We start from the raw sequence: 15386 nt of genomic DNA, 5'->3' as shown, positions 1-15386 counted from the left end.
CCGCCATTAAATTTTTTAAAATCTGGCTAAAACAACAAGCCACTTTACAACATACGAAAAAAGGGCAAACAAGTAACTACCAATAGTTCTCTGAACTAAAGTGCCCTGAACTGCGACGTGAGTGTTTTTGATAGTCGAGCTGCTTTAACACCTCACTCGTATCCTTAACCATACTCGGATTACCACATAAATAGAAAAAACTACGTTCCTGTGTCAATGGTACACCCGCTACTTTTTCCAATTCGCCAGCCTCTAGTAACGCAGGGATCCGACCACGTAATGTTTCTTTTCTATGTTCTCGAGATACCACAGGTACATAATGAAACTTTCCCTGATATCGCGCTTCAAGTTGCTGGATTTTATCCTGATAAACTAACTCGCCAGACGTTCTCACTGCATGCACCAATACCACATTATCAAAACGCTGCTGAGTATCCATTTCATCAATTAATGATAAAAAAGGGCCAATCGCAGTACCTGTAGACAACAACCATAGATCTTTTGTATAACGCGGGATCTCATCCAACGTCATAAAGCCTGCAGGATTTTTCCCCACATATACGTCATCGCCTACCTGTAATTTATCTAAGCGTGGTGATAATTGCCCATCAGGCACAGTGATAATCAAAAACTCCATCACATGTTGGCCCTGCGCCTGGTTCGGTGAATTAACAAATGAGTAAGCTCGACGAGTCCATTCATCAGCGCCATCGTACAGTGCTAACTTAGTGAACTGACCTGCGGTATAACGAGATATTTCGGCGGTGACCTGTAAACTGAATTCGCTATCAGTCCAATTGATACGCCCAGTAACTTCACCCTTAATTAGACCATGTGGTATTTCCTTCATTACGACCTCACAAATATAAATTGAGCATAATAAGAATAGTGCAAGAAGTATGAAAACAACGTGTTGAATACACGAAGAATTATAATTAGTTATGAGTTATAAATTTATGGTATTTCCCATTTTGCTCTTATTACTCCAATAATACAAACACAAGTCATCTCAAGGAGCTAATATGCTTATCAACAAACTCATTATGCTACTGGTATGTTTATCCATACTATTATCCGTCTTCACAAGTGGATTAATATCATCAGCATTAGATTTAGTCGCATTTTCATTATTAATCACTTATCTATTGAGAAAAAAGAAAGCAGAAAAAAAAGAAATCACATAAAAAATAGAATATAAACCAGTGAGCTGACACTAATAGCAGTCCAAAGTAACACGCCTAACAATAATGATTTTATACCTGCATCTCTTATTTTTTGTACCGTGATGCTCGCACCGATTAAGAACAAACACATGACTAATACTTGTTTAGAGACACTGAAAATACCTTGATAAAACACCTGATAGTCCGGTAGTACATACGCGATAAAAATAGCAAAGCAATAGAATAAGATAAAAAACGGGATTGTTAGTTTTTTACTATCACCTTTAAATAATAAGGCACTAATAAACGCCACAGGTACGATCCACAAGGCGCGAGCCAATTTTAATGTGGTAGCCGTTAATAATGCTTCATCACCATAAGCAGAAGCAGCACCGACAACAGATGACGTATCGTGAATAGCAATCGCACTCCATACCCCAAATGCATGTTGACTCATCTCCAATAGATGGCCTATAACGGGAAAGAGAAATAATGCCACTGAGTTAAGAATAAATACGGTCGCTAATGCCAGTGAGGTTTGATCATTTTTGGCATTAATAGCGGGTGCAACCGCCGCAATCGCACTACCACCACAAATTGCAGTCCCAGCAGAAATTAAATATCCGGTTTTTTTTTCAATTTTAAGCACTTTAGTTAGAATCCAGCCTAATATTAAAGTTAATATAATAGATGTAACGATAATACCAATAGCATCTTTAGTGGCAATAATTGCGTCTTCTAAGTTAATACCAAAGCCTAAACCGACAATAGAATATGCGAGAGTTTTTTTAGTGATTACACTTAAATTGATACGTTGAGGAACAAGGCCTAATGTGGCCAGCGTAAAGCCCAATACCAAGGCCACTGGCGATGAGATCATCGGCGTTAAACACAATAAGCCGATAGTGATAAACAATAGGTCAGTCTTTTTCAATGGAGAATTGGTGAATAATTTAAACATGGCGGACTCTCTCTTTCTAAGAGACAATAGTATAGCCTGCCCTATAAGTTAAAAACATTAGAATGAAATTAACCTACTGTTCATAAAAACTGAACAAAAAGACAAGTAAATATAATTACAATTAACTTGATCACACTTTTAAGTTTAAATGTAAAAAAATACGAACTTTTAACGATAATGGCTGACTTACTATAAGTTATCCTAGATTACACTAAGCTAATCCCAGTTAAATGACGATCGCGACCGCATTTATCCCGCAACAATGATTTTTATCACGAGGTTATCTGATGAAAAAACAAATTGATAAACCTAGATTAAATACCAACTGTCAGATATTAACCGAAATTGAACTAAATGCATTACGAGAAGAATTCGACATGAGTACAACACATTATGATATTCATGACTTAATACTGGCAGACATTCCACCTGAGATGCTAAAAGCACTACTACAAGCGGATTCAATTTCTATTATAGCGAAACATAACCAACAAGAATTACACTTTCCATTACATTTAACGAACGATGGCTACCAAAATAGTTTACAAGGTCCTTCAACATCAGATATTAGCCCTCAATTTAATCAGCATAAGCTTCATAAATTTCAATAAATTCAGATAGATTAGAGATTAAAGAATTGATGCAATCAGGGTCAAACATAATACCTGAGTTATCTTTCATATAGGTAATAACATCATCAATGTTCCAAGCCTGTTTATATAAACGTTTACTTAATAACGCATCAAACACATCTGCAACCATGACTATCCGTGCTTCTAACGGTATAGCATCCCCTTTTAATCCCATCGGATAACCATTACCATTAAAATATTCATGATGGTGAAGAATAATATTTTTTAAAAAATGATATTCTTCAACATGCTGTAGATTTTCAGGAAAATATCCAAGCACATCATTAATAATATCAACCCCATGCATACAATGCTGATTCATAATTTCACGTTCTTCTGGGGTAAATATCGTACAACTAAATAAAATATCATCAGGGATCTTATATTTACCAATATCATGAAAAGCCGCATACGATTCAATACAACGAATGAACTCATGGGAAATACCTTTCTCTTTACTTAAGAGATAAGCAAGTTTTGAGCTATAACGCTCCATCCTATGTAGGTGCCCTTTTGTTTCTGGATCTTTGGCATGACCCATATCTAATGCGATCGCGAGTGAAGTACTAATATACTGCTTTTTTTCAAATTGACGAACCATGAGTGAGCGGATAATCGCGGCTAAAAATAACATATCTTGCTGTATTGAGTACTCAGCAAAAAAATTTATCTCAGAAGCATTAAAAAACACCATCGCAATCGCATTCCCTTTAAACATCAAAGGATAAGAAAAACTACTACGGTGGCCATTATTCAATAAGAAAAGGGTTCTTGAATTTAATGCTAAACTTGATAAATCATTAACCACACGTTCTGATTTTGATTTAACCATTTTGGGAATACCACCCTTCTTATTTATTTTTTTTGTAAAAAGCTCATCATTGCTATCGACGACAAGCCGATCACGGACGAAATAATTAGACGCTTGATTATCTTTAATCAAAATAATAGAAAATCGAGATAGTCCCAGATAACTATTAATTGCAATGTTATAGAGCATATCAAGGTGGATTTCGGTACCTTCATCTTGGTTAAATACCTGGCTTATTTTACTATAATTAAGCATACATCAATCCTATCAGGCATGAATCAAGGTAAGTGCTAATTTTATTTCAAAGCACTCACTTCGAACGAAAACCAAAGACACAAACCAGCCACTGAAGCACCCATTAAGAGATAGGTACAATCTATAGTTGAATATATACTATTATTAAAATATGACAGTGATAAAAATTGTTTTTGTTAGTTACATCAAACTATTATCACCATAACTTCCTATTAAATGGCAAATTAGTAAGTTTTCTATTAGTAAAAACCCACCTCAAGATTATCCGTGTTAGCGAATACGACGAACATAGTCTATACCGTGTTCAGATATCTACGGCAGAACATAAGTACAAGTACCATACTTTAGTCATCCATAGACACAACAATCAATAATGAAACCTATAGATCAGTAAGTAGTCTTATTGTGAATGCTGTAGTGGACGTTCACCTGTAATCACGATTACATCAACTTTTACAACATATTCGAATGCTATAGTAATGATAGACATTTACTTTCATTCTTGAGGAAACCTTATGCTAAATGAGAATCATGCACTTATCTTTGACTTTCCAGAATTAAAACAAGATATCGTTTATTTAAATTATAAAAATGAAACGTTCAGAGAGAAATCAAAGCAATACCACCTATTAGATTATGATATTCGTCAATTGGAAATGGATGGTAGTCCAACTGACGATAAACATATGACACAGTTAAAATTACAACGGGCCAGATTAAAAGATGTGTTGTATCAGCAATTAAAACAACATCATGACGAAGTGCGATCAGCATCTTAAACGACGAAGCGGATCTAAGGGTTCGCTTTTTTACTGCAAAAAATTAACTGAGTTAAAGTGATACTGTATATTTCGACATTCATCAAGAATACGTTACTATCGATTTCTAATAATAATTTCGTCATTAAATATCAATATACGGTGACGAGAACGAAGGAAATGTCAATGTCACTGCCAATTTTATACTCGCTACAAAAGTGTCCTTATGCGATGCGGGCACGACTGGGATTATTACTCGCCCAACAGCCTGTCATGTTACGCGCCGTAGTCATGAAAAATAAACCCACAGAAATGTTAGACGTTTCACCTAAGGCAACAGTGCCAGTATTAGTACTTGATGATGGCAGTGTTATTGACGAAAGTTTAGATATTATGATTTGGGCACTGCACCAAAGTGATCCATTAAACTTACTACACAGTGAAGATCCAGAAGCGTATCCAGCGATGTTAGCGCTGATTAACATTCACGATACCGTATTTACTTCGGCCTTAAGTAAGTACAAATACGCAGTACGTTATCATGAAGATAATGAAGCTGAGTTACGAGACCAGTGTGCTGATTATGTAATGATGCTAGAATTACGTCTCACTCAACACCATTATTTAATGGGTGAGAAAGTCAGTTTAGCTGATTACGCTATTTTACCGCTGATCCGCCAATTTGCTCGTGTAGATCGCCAGTGGTATCTGCAAGCGCCCTTACCACATTTACGCAATTGGCTTAATCAACATTTACAAGATCAACGCTTTGCCAAAGCAATGGCAAAATACCCACAATGGTTAGAAAATAAAGAAGAGTTTTTATTTGGTCATGTAAACTAAAGACAAAAAAGGGCAAACATAATATCGATTATGCTTGCCCTTATCGTCAGTATTTACGTCAATGAGATCTATAAATAATAGTTAAGCAACATCTTTCACTACGTGCACATCTTTTACTTGTCTAGCTGATCGTTCAGATAGTAATTTTCCTGATTGCTCGGCTAATTCAACCTCTAACATAGCTTCAACATAACCCGGAGAGTGCGTTGCACCCGAAATCAAGCGATACATTGCCGGGATAACCAATAAGGTTACTAAGCTCGCAAACGCCATCCCAAAGAACACGACAGTACCAACAGCAACACGACTTTCTGCCCCTGCCCCGCTGGATAATATCAATGGAATTGAGCCTGCTAACGTTGTAAATGCCGTCATTAGAATTGGGCGTAAACGACGTGCAGACGCATCAATAATAGCTTGCTCTAGTGCAACACCACGGTCACGTAACTGGTTGGCAAACTCAACGATTAGGATACCGTTTTTAGTCACCATACCAATTAACATGATCATACCGATTTGACTATAAATATTCAGACCAACGCCCATAAAATACAGGCCTAAGAACCCTCCTAGTACTCCCATCGGCACAGTGAACATCACAACCATCGGATTAATAAAGCTTTCAAACTGCGCCGCTAATACTAAATAAGCCACCAGCAGAGCTAAACCAAATACAATTAAGATACTACTTTGATTTTCTTTAAAATCTTTTGATTCGCCAGAATAAGCAATAGAAATATCACTCGGTAATGATTCAATCGCTTGTGCATCTAAGAAATCCAATACTTCACCTAAGGTATAACCATCACCCAAACTACCGCTTAAGGTAATAGACTTTTGCTTATTGCTGTGAGATAAACGACTTGCTGAAGCCACCTCTTCGATTGTGGAAATGGTATCCAGCGTGATCAGATTACCATTCGCACTACGGATATAAATTTGGCTTAAATCATTCACGTTGTTAAAGCTGTTTTCATCACCACGCAGATAAACATCATATTCCTCACCACGTTCGATATAGCTGGTTTCACTACGACCACCAAGCATGATCTCTAACGTTGTTGATACTTCATCAACGCTGATACCAAGCTCTCCAGCCCGCTCTTTATCAATACTCACCACCAGCTCAGGGGTTTTTTCAGAATAATCTAGGTCTCCACCAACCAATACACCTGCATCCTCGGCTTTTTGTTTTAGTAATTCCGCCCACTTTTCTAATTCCGAATAATCAGAACCACCGAGTACGTATTGCACAGGGTCACCCGAACCGCCACGAAAGCCTGGCATTATTGGACGAACCATCACATCGGGAATATCTTTTAACGCTTTTGCCACCATGCCTAATGCTTCACCAGCACTGACAGTACGATCAGACCAATCTTCAAGAATAATGATCACAAAACCGGTTTGATCACCGGCGCGACCACCAAATGCCGGCGCCTCTGTGCTAAAGGATTTAATAACACCTTGCCCAACTAAAGGTAATAAGCGCGCTTCAACAATATCCATGTTTGCAGTCATGCGGTTAAAGCTCGTGCCTTCCGCGCCTTTAACAAACGCAAATAATACTCCGCGATCTTCTTGTGGAGACAGCTGTGACGGTACTTGCTTCATCAATAAAAAGCTGCCAACAACACAAGCGATAATAACCACAGGCGCTGCCAAACGATATTTAATCGCCTTAACAACAATACCGCGATAACCGTTTTCTAACCGTTCGAATAATCCTTCCATCCACAAACTAAAGCGGCTGGTTTTTTGTTCTGTTTTTAACATTTTACTGGCAAGTACCGGCGTTAGTGTCAGTGCAATCAATGACGAGAAAATCACTGACATTGCTAACAATACCGAAAACTCAGTAAATAACAGGCCCACCATACCATCCATAAAGGAAATAGGCAGGAACACCATCACCAATACCATTGTCGTAGCGACTACCGCAAAACCAACTTCTCGCGTACCTTTATAAGCAGCGAGCAGTGGCTTCTCACCTTGATCAATGTGATGGAAAATATTCTCGATTACGACAATAGCATCATCCACAACTAGACCAATCGATAGAATAAGCGCCATTAAGGTAATTAAGTTAATCGAAAAACCAAAATAATAAGCAGCAATAAATGACGAGATTAACGATACTGGTACGGTAACCGCGGGGATCAAGGTAGCGCGCGCCTGACCAATAAAGATATATAAGACGAGTACAACTAAACCACCTGTGATGAATAGCGTGCTGTACACTTCCGAAATAGATTGATCAATAAACACCGTTGAATCGTAATCAACCGCTAAATTCATGCCTTTCGGTAAGAAGCTTTGCATCTTATCCACTTCATCATGCACTGCATTCGCAACATCGAGTGGGTTAGCATCCGATTGCGCGACAATTCCTAAGCTAAGATTAACGATACCATTGCTTTTAAATGACGAGCTTTCATTCTGGGCCCCGACATAGACTTGTGCTACATCGCGTAAATAAACAGGTGAACCGTCACTTGCAGTCCGTACAACAAGGTATTCAAAGTCTTTTGGTTGGTCATATAATCGTGCCGTACGCACTGACATTACCGTGGTATCATTACGTACTTCACCACCTGGGTTTTCGACATTATCAGTTTTCAATGCAGTGACAATATCACTGGTTGTTACCGCTCGGCCGGCCATTAAATCAGGGAACAATTTAACGTACATAACCTGATATAAACCACCCGAGAAACCGACCGAACTCACACCCGATATCAAGCTAAAACGATCTTCTAATACCCGCTGAGCGTAATCAGTCAGCTGAGTTCTATCCATTTCCGTTGAGTTTAAATTGATATAAACCGAGGGTTCACCATTGCCATTATCTTTCGATACGATGGGATCATCCGCTTCATTCGGCAGACTGCGCTGCGCTTTCGCAACCGCATCACGAATATCACTGACACCTTCTGTTAAGTTCCACCCCAAATCAAAGGTAACAGTAATTCTCGACATACCATTACGGGTTACCGAACTCACTTCATCGATACCACTAATACCGGTAATTTGATCTTCGATGACAGACGTGACCTGGCTTTCCATAATGGATGCAGCAGCACCTTCATAACGCGTCATTACGCTCACAACAGGGCTTTCAACATCCGGCATTTCACGTACCGCAAGTTTACTAAACGACACAGCACCAAAAACACAAAGCAATAAGCTTAATACAATAGCAACGACCGGTCGTTTAACTGACGTATCAGACAACCACATTAGTTAGTCCCCTGTTGGCCAGTCAAATCATTCACTTTCAGGCCATTGCGCATATTAACTAAGCCTTGAACAACGATACGATCACCAATTTCTAAACCACTTTCAATCAGAACTTGATCAACAATACGTGCACCTAACGATACTTGGGTACGCGTCACTCGCGCATCTTCACCAACCACATACACAAAACGTTTAGTACCCGAATACTCCAGCGCTTGTACAGGAATGATAGGTTCGTTAATCGCAGGGAAAACCACACTTGATGACATCATCATCCCTGGTTTAAGACGATTATCCTTATTCTCAAAATTAACCCGAACACGTAAGTTTAATGTTTCTGCATTAATCCGTGAATCGATAGCAACCACTTCACCTTTAAAGCTGCTGCCAGACCATGCTCGACTTGTTGCGGTAACAACCATGCCTGTTGATAATTGTGATAAATAACGCTCAGGCACAGCAAGATCCAGTTGCATCGTCGATAAGTCATCCAGTGTTAATAATTCAGTGCCTACCGACACCATTTTTCCTCGGCTAAAATCTAGCAAGCCGACTGTACCCGCAAAAGGGGCTGTTAAATAATGATCATTCACATTCGCTTGTGCAGCAGCTAAACGCGCTTCCGCAATATCCACTAATGCCGTTTGTGCGTACACCTCGGTTTGCGTGATCGCATTACTTTTTACCAGCGTCGAATATTCATTAAGCTTGCGTTGTTCATCGATGAAATAAGCATTTGCTTCCATCAATGCAGCTTGCGCTTTACTGTCATCGAGTTGCACTAATAGCTGCCCTGCTTTCACAGTTTGATTGGCTCGAATCTTAATACTGTCGACTTTACCTGCCACTTCAGGTGCCACGCTAACAAATTGATCTGACTGTAATTTACCAATCAATGAAATAGATTGTGAAACTTCGTGGTATTGCACGGTATCCGTATATACAGAAACCACATGTTCAGCACCTTTTCCAGCATTGCCACCTTTGGCATGAACGGGAGCCGTATAGCTAGCGAAGCTAAAAATAAGAGCGCTAATTATCGTAAGGAAAGTACGTTTATACATTATATCTCTTCTATAAAAATGAGCGTGGCAGCTTTCATCCATGAATAGCGCGTCTAAAATTTTGATTCCATATAATACCGTAAAATAGGCAGGGAAATATGGAGAAAATGAGGAGATTAGGGTCAGCAAGTGTAAAGTTTGTCAGGATTTTAAAATACACCTGTCGGTATTGATTAATTTCAGCGATACCGACCAGTTGTCCTTACTTCTTAACTGTATTCACGAAAATTGTCATATCAGGCACTTTATTATTCAGCTCACACGAATACTGTTTTCACATTTAAGGCATAGAAAAATAAAAATAATAACCTACAATCACAGCTATAATGGGACATTAAAACCAGAAAGGGTGACGAAAGTAGATTTAGATACCAAAACAATACAAATTTAAAGTTAAAGAAACTGCAAGTGATTGATATTTGAAAATGTACTCATAATTAAAAATCAGCAGTACATCCAGTTACAATAAACCCAAAATAAAACACAACATACTGACGTGTACCCAAAATACCGCATTATTAATCCATAAATCATCAAATAACATGACAATAAACTACGATTTACATAAATAACACGACAATATGGTCATGTTTATAGTTTTATTTTTCCTTATGCGTTTATATGTCGCCATGTATTACGCATAACTTGTTTCGAAACATAAAATAAAAAGACAATACGTTGTCTTTTTAAATATTTGGTAAAACCGGGATAGCTATACTTATGCATAAGATTATTTCAACACAGCAGTGCCAGTTAGTCGATGAATGGAATGAGTTTTTATCTACTAATTTTAGCTTATTCAGTGCTACGAAATTGACCGATAAATTTCAGTGCACAGCTGATCTCGTTCATTATGATACAGGCGTTAAATTTACAAAAGTTACAGCGTCTCCAAGAATAATGACCACTATTAAAAGTTCTTCTAACGCGTACTTTTTTCTTATTTTGTCAAAAGGGCCAATTAAATGGATAAATGGCAGTAGATGGGGTGAATTAAAACAGGGAGGAATGGTTGTCTTCGACCTCAGCAAAACAGTTCGGTATGAGTTACGTCAGCATTGCGATGTAACTACATTATTACTACCTTACGACCACTATATAGATGATGCAACAGTTGAAAGTATTAGACATCATTGCTCACCTTTATTTAACGATGCTATTTATGAAATTCTTCAAGGGATGACGAGTAGTGACGACAATCTTTACCAAAAAATAATGGCTGTATCCAGCTTGTTACCGCTAACAATCTGTAGCAGAAAAAACGAGAAAAAAGCAGATAAAATCTTTGATCTAGCAAGAAAATATATCAGGGAAAATGCGCATGATTCCTCATTTAATTTGCATAAGCTAGCCGCAAAATTGTACATGACGGAGAGAGCCATTCAGCGCCTATTAGTTGCTAATGGGACGACTTACTCTCAATTAATTAAGGTTGCTAGAATTAGCTTACTTACAAGCAAGTTGAAAAAAAGTACAACAAAAACAATTTCTCAAATGTGCTACGAGAGTGGCTTTAACTCATATGCAAATGCGTACATGCAATTTAAATCAGTTCACGGACAGACAATAGGTGAACTTAAATTACAGCTTAAGTTACCGCTGTAAGTACATTATTCAACTGCAAAATTCTGTCACTCTGAGATTAAAAGTTTAAAGGACTTTTGTTCTGTAACTGGTCGGAGCCTGTTTTTGGCGTAAAGCGGGGATTAAAGTCCGCTATAAATTTCGGTAACCATATATGGTTTCTTCGATATTATTGGTTCCATCCAGGCGCATTTCTTTAATCAATCGGTCCTGTAATGTTTACACGCTCAACACGGCCTTTAGCTTGAGAGCTATTAGCACAGAACAACTCTATATTCAGGTCTTTCAGAGCCCGTCCAAATTGCGTTGTTTTAGCCATTTTAGCATCCCGATCATTCACTTTAAATACGCTATGCTTGTCTGAATGAAACGCGGTTGTATTACCATATTACATGATATATTCACGCGTTATGGCCATATAATCGAGCGTTGTTTCTGCATTAGTAAATCTTAAACTCATAATCTGACTGGTAGCATCATAGGTAGAAATGATCAGGCAACATTTATCGCTGCGACCTTCAAACCAGTCATGATGAGAGCCATCAATTTGTATGAGTTCACCGAAGCAATCACGACGATAGCGAGGCTGATATACCTTAGGTTTACGCTTGGCGTGTGGTCGCCAAAGACCGTCGGAAATCATCCATTGACGCAGTGTTTCAACGCCCACAGTCATAGTGAATAACATCAGTAGATCCAGAGCGTAGAATTGATGCTCAGAAGATAGTTCAACATGACATTTATAGCGGTGACAAACCTGACATCTCTAACTGGGACTTACAAACGGCTGTTATGGCAAGTTTAAAATGTCACCTGTATATTTACAACCTTGTGTGCTGTTCAAAAAAACATCTCGTAGAATATATTAACCACATTACTATGATATAACTCACACCTTTACCCCCAAAAAAATAAGAATACAAAATTTTAATTAATAATAAGTCTCATTATCAAAAACGAAGTTTAAACATGAGGAATTTATTATTAATATTTATAATTTTAAATTCTTTTAATACAGCTCAAGCATCCAGTTCACTTTTCAAGGGGTTGGAAAGACAGCAAAAACCTTATAGAAGCAGGGTATGAGTACTGCTTGAAATCTACATTCGGTATAAAAGTTATTAACCTCACTCAAGATACAATTTTTATTTCAAATAAAAGAGGCAAGATATTTGAAGTTGATCCGGAGAGTTTTTTTAACCGTTTTCCAAGCACAGAGAAAAGTGTGTGGGGTGTAATAATAATTGGTGTGTCATCAAAGACAGGTACAAGTAGTTATTGCGGAGAGAGTTCGGGTGGAAATAATCATTTTTAACATTATATTAGCATTTACAATCAGCTTGTTACAATTTTTTTATATAAAATCAAATAAGTTAATAAATAGTCCGTTTGTAGCTCATGGATATATATTTATAATATTTACTTCAATGTTATTTATTGAAACAATCCCTTTATTTAAAATATTATTTTTGGTTATTTTATGGCTTCTTACTGAATATAAACCTCTAATTTATATCTTCAATATTGATAAATCGGCACGGTTTTTTCTCGTTGTTTTTTCTACACTGACTATATTAATAAATGCTCTTATTTAAATAACAAGACCGTTCATAAATGACACTTAGAGTAGTAAAATGGTTTTGTTCGAAATCTGGACCTACAAATGACTCTGTACATAATCATCTTTATGTTCACTACCCGTACAGGGACGATTTTAGCCCTAGATCTAAAAAGCCTCCAATTAGGAGGCTAATTTCAATGAACCACTACAGTTTTCAACCAAAATTTAATCTGACAGACAGCGCATAAAAAATGGATAACGGTCAGATTTGTCCTGAAATTAGTGTTTAAAATCTGCCTGTGCAGAACCTAACCACGCAATTTTCCCCGGCTTGTAACTTAATTGGTGTGCTAACACCTGTTGGGCGGATGAATCGCTTACTTCAAGTATTAACTGATTAATCGTATCGGTAACAAATATGTTTCCATTACGTTTGTCTTTAATTATTTGTACGGGGAGGTCATCCCCAGTAATTTCACCGAATTCAGGAACGGATTTCCACAGATCTATGCTGTAGCTTAATTCAAAATTATTACTAGCATCAAAAATTCGCATTTTACCCTGAGATGTCACGACAATAAGCCCGTCTTCTGTTGCAGTGAAACCTAATATATTATCATCTGAATTTTCTTTCCAAGGTAACTCAACAAGTTCGTTATCTTTTAAAAAAAACATCTGATAATCATCTGTTATTGCTAATATTGTATTGGCGAGTTTTAATCCAATAAGATGCTTAATCCTCGAATCTACCCCAAATTCAGCTGGGTAATTTAACTTGCGGCTGCTAAAATTGCTCTGTTCAATAGCCACGATACCATCACTGCACGCAAAAAATACTTGACTTTCTATTTGAGCGCTGCTGTTCAAATCAGGACACGTTTCATCAACAGCACCGTGGGGATGAAAATGATTGCCATGACGTTCCATCAATAAAACGCTATCAGGAAGGTTACCTTCTACCTGATCCCAAACAAAACTAGTTAAGAGCATATCTCCTAATATTTGAGAAGTTCCATGCATCGAAAAACCAAATTTCTGTCGTGCAATAATGTCTCCGGTACCAATGGAAGCTTCATTTAAAATTCGAAACTCGGCTCCTTCCCCACTGGCTCCATTTCCGTCAAAAAATACGGATACCTCCCCATTAGACAAATCATAATTAGCAGGCTTAATACCGCTATACTGGACTGACAAGAGATTAGGATCTTCAGTCGTTATATGCACATGATCCCCATGGGTTTCTGAAATTACACCACTGTCGATTATTTCAATTAGATTTTCCTCTCTTTGAAAAGCAAGTACATATCGACCTAACGGGCTGGTTTTTAGCGCCGATGGCACATTTTGTAAAGCCATTTGACCAATTGGGTCCATATTTTCTGCATTGACGATATAGACCATATTCTTTTCGGCCTCTTGTATCGCTAAACGAGAAAAATCACTAATAGATAATTCTGCTTTGGTTGTAGAGGTTTTTGTTGCAGATGAATTTTCGTTGTTACATCCAGATAAAATGAGAGTAGACATTATGATAGAGAGCATTGTTAGTTTCACTGTCATCGAAGAAGATTGCATTCGTGTTCCTTGTGTTTGTAAGATGATTTTACTTATCTACATAACACATTTTATTACCTAAATAGATTGAATCTTTACCTATAACGAGGATACGTTCGCTAAATCATCGGTCTAAGGGACACATCCTAAGATAATTGTATTTTCAATTGCGGGTGAACAAGAGTTCGCAGATAAAAAAGGGGCCGTACATCCCCGTGTATCGGTTGATTTTGGCAAAGAGTTCAACTGCTTATTACGCGTTTATTTAACTCAGTTACCAACATAATACACCGTGATTTTTAAACATGAGATTTAACAGTAAAGCGCATCCAGCTCGCCGTTTTTAATACGCATATTCACACGTAATAGAGCATGTTGAGCAATATTTAGTACGTCTTTCATGCTCTCATAACAATCCTGTTCATTCTTGCCGTAAGCAAAAAAGTTTAGCGTCACTTGATGACCCATACCACCAGTATCTGGTTTATCTCCGAGTGCTAAATAACATGTTGGTGATTGCGATAAACCAATCGCGCCAGTGTTAAAGCTCGGTTTCATCGACGATGCCATTGATTGAATATTATTCATTAACCAATTAATGCTTTTTTCCTGACAGTTTTCGGGAATATCTCGAAATAAGATCATTAACCGAGCACTACACTTTTTAGCATACGGATATTGTTGATCAATATTATCCTCTACCGCATTAAACACACAATCGTTACTTTCCAATAGCGAGCTTGAACCATTTACCCACTCAATTAAGCTATAAAACTGTTCAACAAAGTCCCATGTATTAAATGGCAGCAGATCTTCTAATGTACTACGGATCAACTTAGGCTGTCGTTTAAAGTCCATGTATACACTCGACTCATCCGATACCATATTCGTCCACGGATGAGATCTTAACGCTGAGTCATCAATTTTTTTGGAAATAAAAACGTCCACAGTTACTGCCTT

At 37.7% G+C, this 15386-nt stretch carries 12 protein-coding genes and 1 pseudogene; 5 read left to right on the top strand and 8 right to left on the bottom strand.

The genetic code is table 11. The annotated features are described in order from the left end of the window. Positions 1 to 76 precede the first annotated feature (76 nt). The gene (locus tag BT797_RS03520; protein WP_075471086.1) at positions 77 to 850 is read right to left on the bottom strand and encodes a ferredoxin--NADP reductase; all 774 of its coding nucleotides are present in this window, start codon (positions 848 to 850) and stop codon (positions 77 to 79) included. A 326-nt stretch (positions 851 to 1176) separates the two neighbouring features. Then, positions 1177 to 2124 (bottom strand): YeiH family protein, encoded by a 948-nt coding sequence (locus BT797_RS03515; RefSeq protein ID WP_075471085.1) that lies wholly within the window; start codon positions 2122 to 2124, stop codon positions 1177 to 1179. Positions 2125 to 2411: 287 nt separating this feature from the next. Here BT797_RS03515 and BT797_RS03510 point away from each other — a divergent pair, with 287 nt between their 5' ends. After that, positions 2412 to 2735 (top strand): hypothetical protein, encoded by a 324-nt coding sequence (locus BT797_RS03510; RefSeq protein ID WP_045109380.1) that lies wholly within the window; start codon positions 2412 to 2414, stop codon positions 2733 to 2735. On the opposite strand, the gene BT797_RS03505 is transcribed toward BT797_RS03510, so the two are convergent. Then, entirely contained in the window at positions 2704 to 3822 is a 1119-nt protein-coding gene (locus tag BT797_RS03505) for an HD domain-containing phosphohydrolase (protein ID WP_045109379.1), read from the bottom strand. The two genes, BT797_RS03510 and BT797_RS03505, sit on opposite strands and share 32 nt — an antisense overlap. A 515-nt stretch (positions 3823 to 4337) precedes the next feature. On the opposite strand from BT797_RS03505, the gene BT797_RS03500 reads away from it, so the two are divergent. Then, positions 4338 to 4601, top strand: coding sequence for an HP1242/YdcH family protein (locus BT797_RS03500; protein ID WP_045109378.1), 264 nt, complete (start codon positions 4338 to 4340; stop codon positions 4599 to 4601). 165 nt (positions 4602 to 4766) lie between these two features. After that, positions 4767 to 5423, top strand: coding sequence for a glutathione S-transferase (locus BT797_RS03495; protein WP_075471084.1), 657 nt, complete (start codon positions 4767 to 4769; stop codon positions 5421 to 5423). A gap of 81 nt (positions 5424 to 5504) precedes the next feature. Here BT797_RS03495 and BT797_RS03490 read toward each other — a convergent pair whose 3' ends face one another. Both BT797_RS03490 and BT797_RS03485 read right to left on the bottom strand, forming a co-directional pair. After that, entirely contained in the window at positions 5505 to 8663 is a 3159-nt protein-coding gene (locus BT797_RS03490; protein WP_075471083.1) for a multidrug efflux RND transporter permease subunit, read from the bottom strand. Next, the gene (locus tag BT797_RS03485) at positions 8663 to 9727 is read right to left on the bottom strand and encodes an efflux RND transporter periplasmic adaptor subunit (RefSeq protein ID WP_075471082.1); all 1065 of its coding nucleotides are present in this window, start codon (positions 9725 to 9727) and stop codon (positions 8663 to 8665) included. Before BT797_RS03485 ends, BT797_RS03490 begins: the two co-directional genes overlap by 1 nt. A 720-nt stretch (positions 9728 to 10447) precedes the next feature. Between BT797_RS03485 and BT797_RS03480 the strand changes: the two genes are divergently transcribed. Further along, positions 10448 to 11332: an AraC family transcriptional regulator gene (locus tag BT797_RS03480; protein ID WP_075471081.1), complete on the top strand. Its 885-nt coding sequence runs from the start codon at positions 10448 to 10450 to the stop codon at positions 11330 to 11332. An 88-nt stretch (positions 11333 to 11420) separates the two neighbouring features. Here the strand turns inward: BT797_RS03480 and BT797_RS24180 are convergent. Beyond that, positions 11421 to 11981, bottom strand: a pseudogene (locus BT797_RS24180) (ISNCY family transposase); the annotation flags it as partial. Between the two features lie 423 nt (positions 11982 to 12404). Here BT797_RS24180 and BT797_RS23550 point away from each other — a divergent pair. Next, the gene (locus BT797_RS23550; protein WP_139291629.1) at positions 12405 to 12626 is read left to right on the top strand and encodes a hypothetical protein; all 222 of its coding nucleotides are present in this window, start codon (positions 12405 to 12407) and stop codon (positions 12624 to 12626) included. A gap of 525 nt (positions 12627 to 13151) precedes the next feature. On the opposite strand, the gene BT797_RS03465 is transcribed toward BT797_RS23550, so the two are convergent. Beyond that, a complete protein-coding gene (locus BT797_RS03465; RefSeq protein WP_075471078.1) occupies positions 13152 to 14447 on the bottom strand; it encodes a hypothetical protein in 1296 nt (431 codons plus the stop codon). A 291-nt stretch (positions 14448 to 14738) separates the two neighbouring features. Next, positions 14739 to 15374: a hypothetical protein gene (locus BT797_RS03455; RefSeq protein WP_075471077.1), complete on the bottom strand. Its 636-nt coding sequence runs from the start codon at positions 15372 to 15374 to the stop codon at positions 14739 to 14741. Between the last annotated feature and the right edge of the window lie 12 nt (positions 15375 to 15386).

Source organism: Moritella viscosa, assembly GCF_900120065.1.
Taxonomy (GTDB): Bacteria; Pseudomonadota; Gammaproteobacteria; order Enterobacterales; family Moritellaceae; genus Moritella; species Moritella viscosa.
The sequence above is the reverse complement of the archived record's forward strand: the minus strand, read 5'-3'. Positions and strand labels throughout refer to the sequence as shown.